This is a genomic window from Okeania sp., assembly GCF_983059655.1.
Map to the genome: position 1 here is coordinate 1 of NZ_CEZPJD010000565.1, position 5,270 is coordinate 5,270.

General features: G+C 37.5%; 4 protein-coding genes. All 4 read left to right on the top strand.

The features are described from left to right. Positions 1-126 precede the first annotated feature (126 nt). Complete coding sequence (locus AC3DU7_RS24200; protein ID WP_488041853.1) at positions 127-327, top strand: hypothetical protein; 201 nt, start codon at positions 127-129, stop codon at positions 325-327. Between the two features lie 1,201 nt (positions 328-1,528). After that, on the top strand, positions 1,529-3,397 hold the full coding sequence (ltrA, locus tag AC3DU7_RS24205; protein WP_488041854.1) for a group II intron reverse transcriptase/maturase: 1,869 nt from the start codon (positions 1,529-1,531) through the stop codon (positions 3,395-3,397). Between the two features lie 98 nt (positions 3,398-3,495). Further along, positions 3,496-3,921 carry a phosphoribosyltransferase gene (locus AC3DU7_RS24210; protein ID WP_488041855.1) on the top strand — a complete coding sequence of 142 codons (426 nt, stop codon included), beginning with the start codon at positions 3,496-3,498 and terminating at the stop codon, positions 3,919-3,921. 816 nt (positions 3,922-4,737) lie between these two features. After that, positions 4,738-5,079, top strand: a complete 342-nt coding sequence (locus tag AC3DU7_RS24215) for a hypothetical protein (RefSeq protein ID WP_488041856.1) — start codon at positions 4,738-4,740, stop codon at positions 5,077-5,079. The last annotated feature ends 191 nt before the right edge of the window (positions 5,080-5,270 follow it).

Here is a 5,270-nt window from a genome sequence, read left to right on the forward strand (position 1 = left end):
ATGTTTTTGCTATGGTGATATAAATCACTAATTTTTAAGATAAATATCACTTAAAGTAAAGTAATCTATCACAATGATTTATTATTAAATCGAGAATACTATTTATAGTATATTTTATGAACTGCTATGAACTATCAAACCCTTTTGCCAGAGGTAATAATTGCAGAGTTAGTATTCCAAGTCTATCGCTCTGGTATTTTGACTACAGAACACAGAAAACAACTTAAGAGTTTATTTTTATATCATCATCTGAGTGAAGAAGATACAACAGCAATTAATCGGTTATTTCATGCTGTTCGACGTGGATGGCTAAGTATAGCAGATTGATATTTTTGCTATTCTGCTTGACTAATAATTAAACAATAAATACGATAAAATCTACATCTTTAAAAAAAAAATATTCAAATGACACTAAAATTTTAGTTTGTCATAAATTGTTATCGCATTTATAAAAAGGCATAATTTTATTTTCGATATACTTAAAATATAGTGAAGACTTGAGACCGGCTTTTTGTTAAATTTTAAGCTATAAAATTTCTTAGTAAGCATGAGGTACAATAACAAAAAAACAATAAGCCAGTTACTAATATCATTGAGCAAGATTTGAGCAAAAGTAAATTCAATCACTTTAGCTAAATAAGAATAAGTTATTGTACCAACATTACTAAAATTTTTTTCAGCTTTGACTAACAGTTTTTCAGCAGTCGATCTTCGGAGCGAATGGTAGGATGGGATGGCAAAGTCTCCCACTTTTGCAGAGTTGTAAGGACAAGGATTTATACCCAAATTTTTCGGTAAAATTAAAACTATCCTATTTTTAGGCGATCGCTATTATTTTAAAGTTCACACATGAGCCATCTTTACATCTCTTGGTTAGACTATCATCAAAAAATTGAGTGCCTGGCAGCAAAAATTTATCAATCTCAATGGGAGTGTGCGACTCGTTGGCCACTAAACTAGGAAACTAGGTATAAATGGCCGTTCCAAGTCAATACATGAGGACAACCTCGACTTGTGAATAACTCTTAAGTCCTTCGAGGTGAAATTCCTCCGCCCTGTTGTTTGGGTAGAAAGCATAGACCACGGAGTAGAGACTGAACATCAATCTCCGAAGCTGGTTTAAAAGCGGGAAAATACCAGTTACCAAGGAACGATACCGCGAGCAAAGGCCGACAAGTGGACGAACAGGAAGGTAATCAAACTCTCGTTATGTGAAGCCATTCCAAAGGTAGCTATGGAATGTAGGACGAAAGTCAGGGGGTCTTTGGATAGTCTTATACTCTCAAGGCTATCAACAACCATACTGAACCCTCCGGGAGAATTTACCCCACTAAATCAGCCGTAAAAAAGGAATAAGGGAACGAGGAAACCTCCTTAAGACACCTAAGAATACAGGTCGAAGTCTTAGGAAGCCATTCAAGGCCAATCTGCACTATGGTTGCAGGTCTTAAGGAGAGTAGGATTAGATAAGAAGCATTAATTTGCAGACGTATCTACTGTTAGACGTAATGTAAAGTAACAATTAGCTATGAATAAAGCTAAAACACTAAAAAGAAAACTAGGAAATCCTAGACCATTTTTAAGCGTGGCATGGGGTACAGACGATATGCCGAATCAGGCTAGTGTCAATCCAAACCTAAAGTGGAAAGATATTAACTGGAAGAAGGTAGAGAAATATGTATTTAAGTTGCAAAAGTTAATTTACAGAGCATCCGGCCGTGGTGAAATTCGCAAGATGCGTAAATACCAAAGACTTCTGAACAAAAGCTATTACGCTAGGTTGTTAGCTGTTAGGCGCGTAACTCAAGATAACCAGGGCAAGAAAACTGCTGGTGTAGATGGTATTAAGAATCTACCTCCTATGCAAAGGTTTAACTTGGTTGATTTACTAAAAACGCGATACCTCAAGGCAAGCCCCACCCGTAGAGTCTGGATACCAAAACCAGGGAGGGATGAAAAACGTCCATTAGGCATACCCACTGTGTATGATAGGGCGCTACAGTCTCTGGTTAAGTTAGGTATGGAACCAGAGTGGGAGGCACGTTTTGAACCTAATAGCTATGGTTTTAGACCAGGACGGTCAACACATGATGCTATTGGAGCCATCTTTGACAGTATCAAATTAAAGTCTAAATTTGTCTTAGATGCCGATATATCAAAATGTTTTGACCGAATTAACCATGATGCACTGCTGAGAAAAGTAGGTCAAACACCATACAGACGATTGATCAAGCAATGGTTAAAATCTGGGGTATTTGACAATAAACAACTCTCAAACACTGTGGAAGGTACACCACAGGGAGGGGTAATTAGTCCTCTACTAGCAAACATCGCCTTACACGGTATGGAAAAAAGACTGATTGAGTTTGCCAAAACTATAGACCTCAAGGACAAAAAAGGCAACCAAAAAAGTTGGCAAAATAAAATAAAAAGTCTCAATCTAATACGCTATGCTGATGACTTTGTAATCCTACATGAAGACATCAAAGTAGTCCTGCAAGCAAAAGTCGTGATACAGGAATGGTTAAACCAGGTAGGATTAGAGCTAAAACCAGAAAAGACAAAAATTGCTCACACCCTGGAAGAATATAAAGGAAACAAACCAGGATTTGACTTTTTAGGCTTTACTATCAGGCAATGGAAGGTCAAATCAACCAAACAAGGATTTAAGACTCTGATTAAACCATCCTCTAAGAGCATCAAAACTCACTACCGGAAACTGGCAGATATATGTGATTCTCACAAAACTGCCCCTGTTAAAGCTCTAATAGCTAAACTAAACCCGGTAATAAGAGGATGGGCTAACTACTACTCCACCGTAGTCAGTAAAGAGGTATTCAACAAAGTTGATAGCCTCCTATGGAAAAGGATATGGCGATGGGCAAGTAGAAGGCATCCAAATAAGTCAGCCAAATGGGTTAAGAAAAAGTATTTCCCCACAGTTAGTAAAACCAGGAATTGGTTACTCAATGATGGCGAATATATACTAAACCAACACTCAGATGTTCCCATCACAAGGCACATCAAAGTTAAAGGTAATAAATCACCCTATGATAATGACTGGACTTATTGGAGCAGTAGAATCGGCAAATATCCCGGAATAAGAAAAGAAGTCACGACGCTACTTAAACGGCAAAAAAATAAATGCGCATCTTGTGGACTAACCTTTAGATCGACTGACCTTATGGAAATTGACCATATAAAACCAAGGTCTAAAGGTGGTGACAACACATATAAAAACAAACAATTGTTGCACCGACATTGCCACGACAGTAAAACTGCTTTAGACAAAAAGACATATCCAAAATTTAAGCCACGGGACTTACCCGAAAATTATATATGGATTGACGATATGTTAACTTTGATGCAGGATGTACCCATGACAAGGGACGTTTAAGAGAGGAGCCGTGATGAGGTGAAAGTCTCACGTCCGGTTCTGAAGACGAGTCGGTTTGGTAACAAACTGGCTTAGTTTAACTCAATCAAATTGTCTGTTTGGCTAGAGGAGGGTTACGAGTAGGAGATATTTTGTCTCGTATTTTCAAAAAACCTTTAGCTATTCTAGCTACTTCCTCTTATGGTGGTATTAAAGGCCAGGAACAGGGTAAGCTCGTCATAGGAAAAAGTTTAACTATGACTACAAATAATTTAAGTAGTCATGTGTTGCTAGCTGACGATCTAGTAGATTCGGGGATAAGTCTAGATAAATCTATCGCTTGGCTTCAAGATAATTATGGTCAAGAAATTCAGGAGATCAAAACAGCAGTTTTGTGGTATAAGGCTTGCTCTATATTGAAACCTGACTACTATGTTGATTATTTACCAGATAATCCTTGGGTCCATCAACCTTTTGAAGTCTATGAACAAACAAATGCTGCTGATTTAGCTTTTAGTTTGACCAGGATGAACAGAGATCGGTAGGAAGAGAAAATTATTTGTATATTTAGGGCTTGCTGAAAAAATCTTTTATTAAGGGTAGGAGTCAGGAGAAATGGGAATTAATTAGGGTTTGCTGAATAAAGTTTTTTGGTAAGGGTAGGAGCCAGAATTTCCGTTTGTCATGCTCCGCAAACAGGAGGAATGGGAATTATAGAAGAAGTAGTTAGAAGAATAGTACCTTGATTTTTCTGCCATAATTGTCCCGAAATACTAGCATGCATGAGCTTTTTAGGCCGAAAAGCTGGCACTTTTTTAGACAAAAAAAGACTGAAACCAATATCAGTCAATGCTTTGAGATTTAATCAGCAAGCCCTAATTAGGAGGTAGTCGGAAAATTTGATGGACAATTTTTCTGCCATAATCATCCCAAAATACTAGTGCAGGGTGGCGGAAATAACTAACCAGTAAAAAAGGTTCAAAAGCTTGTACAATAACCTTTCTTCCCTTCTGCCTTCTACCTCTCTTGGTGTGTATTCCCTCTCTTGGTCAGCATTTCCTTGCGCCTAGTGGCGACGCGGGGTCGCACCGCTCCTGCCTTCTGCCTTTTTGGACTAGCTTTTTGGGCTTTTTTCACTGAAAAGCTGGTACTTTTTTCAAAAAAAAACGCTAAAGCCAATATCAGTAAACACTTTGGGAATTAATCAGCAAGCCCTAAATAAATAAGAGTATGATAATTGATTTGAATTTTGATTAATTGGAGATGTCTAAATGATTGAAAAATTTTAATTGACTGATTTCAGACAGAGGTTTTATGATAATGTCTATTATTGCTAATGGTATATATTTATTTAACTCCTTATGCCTGCTCCTAAACTAACTTTAAATATGGTGGAAGGGTCTATATCTTTTGATTTTAGTCCTGAAGCTGCTAAAAATTTACAAGGTGCGATCGCTCAATTAATGCAACAATTAAAAACTGCTGCTGGTAGTCCAGGAAAACTAACTCCACAGAAACCTATGGAATATCAGTATACAGGAGATGTCTTTTTAGAAATATTTTGCAATCCTAATATTTGGTCTAGCCCTTTTGCCGCTAAAGTTTTGATTACTTTACGAGATGAGCGGATTCGGGTTACTACTGAAGCAGAATTGACAAGAGTTATTGAGGATATTAATCAATATTTAGAGCAAGTAGGCTGAAAATATTCAACTTTAGACAAGATACTAAATCTCTAGCAAATAAATCAGGACTTACGCACTGACAACAGATATAGGGTTTCGCTCGGTTATGCTACCGCTAAGACACCCTACCCATAGCGTTCATGCGTAAGTCCTGTAAATAGGGCTTGCTGAAAAAGTCTTTTTTAAGGAGTAGGGGAGCGGGGGAGTAG

Coding starts and splice junctions, on each gene's coding strand:
- AC3DU7_RS24200 (WP_488041853.1), top strand. CDS start 127: ATGAACTATCAAACCCTTTTGCCAGAGGTAATAATTGCAGAGTTAGTA.
- ltrA (WP_488041854.1), top strand. CDS start 1,529: ATGAATAAAGCTAAAACACTAAAAAGAAAACTAGGAAATCCTAGACCA.
- AC3DU7_RS24215 (WP_488041856.1), top strand. CDS start 4,738: ATGCCTGCTCCTAAACTAACTTTAAATATGGTGGAAGGGTCTATATCT.